This is a genomic window from Streptomyces sp. NPDC054796 (genome assembly GCF_053611545.1).
This window is the reverse complement of sequence record NZ_JBSHAO010000165.1, coordinates 1-1,736: the sequence shown is the minus strand read 5'-3', so window position 1 is coordinate 1,736 and position 1,736 is coordinate 1. Positions and strand designations below refer to the sequence as shown.

Annotated in this window: 2 protein-coding genes and 1 pseudogene; 2 read left to right on the top strand and 1 reads right to left on the bottom strand. The window is 65.9% G+C overall.

Going from position 1 to position 1,736, the window contains the following annotated elements:
- Both ACWGJ2_RS40415 and ACWGJ2_RS40410 read left to right on the top strand, forming a co-directional pair.
- On the top strand, window positions 1–353 hold a 353-nt coding region (locus ACWGJ2_RS40415), incomplete at its 5' end, for a pentapeptide repeat-containing protein (protein ID WP_453351414.1).
- Window positions 354–413: 60 nt separating this feature from the next.
- Entirely contained in the window at window positions 414–665 is a 252-nt protein-coding gene (locus tag ACWGJ2_RS40410) for a hypothetical protein (RefSeq protein WP_453351413.1), read from the top strand.
- A 797-nt stretch (window positions 666–1,462) separates the two neighbouring features.
- Here ACWGJ2_RS40410 and ACWGJ2_RS40405 read toward each other — a convergent pair.
- Window positions 1,463–1,736 (bottom strand): annotated as a pseudogene (locus ACWGJ2_RS40405) (DUF1173 family protein); the annotation flags it as partial.

The following is a 1,736-nucleotide window of genomic DNA, read 5'->3' as shown; positions in this document are numbered from 1 at the left end:
CCTATGCAGACTTCTCCGGAAGTAGAGTAGACTTCACCGACGCGCAGTTCTCCGGAAGTACAGTCGGCTTCGTCAACGCGCTGTTCTCCGGAGGCACGGTCCACTTCACTCAGTCCGTTTTCTCCGGCGGCACCGTCAACTTCCTCCAGGCGCAGTTCTCTGGCGGCACCGTCAACTTCTCCCACACGGATTTCTCCGGCGGCACCGTCGACTTCTCCGGCGCGCAGTTCTCCCGTGGCCAGGTTGATCTGTTTGGGGCACAAGGTGTGGCTCCTCGTGGCCTAGTGCCTTCGGATGGGTCGCCTATACCAGAAGGGCTGCATCTTTCTTCTGCGTGGCTTCCGGTGCCCTGACGGAGACGCGCAGCCCCGGCAAGATGTCACAGGTGCCGGCCCGGTGACGTTCCCTCCGGCATGATGAACATGCCTGGCGTCATGGCCCTGGCCCGCCACTTCTACGAGACCCGCCGCGAGGTCCTGGCCGCAGGCGGCGCCGAGCGCACACCCTGGTGCCGGCTCAGCGAAGACGAACGTGCGGTCGCCGTAGCCGAGGCCCACATCGTCCTCGAAGCTGTACGTCGCGCCGACGAGGAGCAGGTCGCGCTTCAAATCCTGATCGCGGCCCAGCCTCCGACTGATGCTTCGCCCCGCAGAGCGGGGGTGTAACAGAAGCGGGCGCTCGACGTTCTTACGCGTGCCGAGGTCACGCGGTTCCTCCCCCAGTCGCACGGCCTTGGCCAAGAAGGGCTTAGCGTGTTCCGGACTCCCCGGAGTCGGACGCAGGGCCGCTGTGCTGGGAACGGCAAAGCAACGTGTGCGCCTGCCCGGTGGAGGGCCCGGCGCGGCAGGACATCAATCCGGACACGAGCGAACCGGGCCCCTTCTCATCGGAGCCGCCGTTCCCGCCCAGCGGAGGCCCGGCGCCTGACATCGACCTGGAGCCGCGCTACTGGTGAGCCCGATCTGGACGAACGGTGTGCCGCAGCCGGACCTGCCGCGCTACTCTCCTGGCCATGGCAGACCCGTTCTTCGAAGCCCTCGACCAGGCGGCCCGAACCGTCGTCATGCGCGTTCGCGGTGAACGGAAGCCATGTGCGGTTCGTCGCGGAAAAGCGCGGCGAGGCCGTACCGGGCGACGCATCCGCATTTTCTCCTCGCTGCCAGATAGGGGCCTATCCTGGTGCACACGCGGTCGCTGAGAGCCACGTCTCCCTCATACGCCCGGCCAACGTTCTGGAGGTCTTCGACCGCCTCGTCCGTCCCTGGCGCACCGCGCGAACCCGCGACTTTTCGTCCCTGCTGCGGGAGCCGAGCTCATCGCCGTCTTCAAGGCCGAGGGTGCTCTGCCCTCGCAGTGGCTCCCCCTGCTGCGCAGCCAGCCCCTCCACAGGCATGACGAGGTCGGGTAAACCGCCCCTCGGCGAGGCCCCACTCGCCCAGCGCCACCGAGTGAAGAGCTGAGCTCAGCGGCGACGAACGTCGGGAATCGAAGTGGTTACGTCCCACTCGACCAACCCGGCCCCTTGCCGTTGGTAGTGAGCCTGTTTCACGCGCTTGCGCTGGTCATACGACTCCCTGCCATGGATTCCGTACACCTCGACGTAGGAGTTGGGGCAGGTATCGGTGAGAACAAAGTCGGGGAAGACGAGATTACTTCCGTCGTACCGGACCGGTTTGACGTAGGCGCGTCCGGCGGCGGTAAGGGCATTGGCCATGACGACTTCGTAGCTGGAATCG

Bases quoted from the DNA above. Each gene is read 5' to 3' on its own strand.
- ACWGJ2_RS40410 (WP_453351413.1), top strand. From the start codon at position 414: ATGATGAACATGCCTGGCGTCATGGCCCTGGCCCGCCACTTCTACGAG.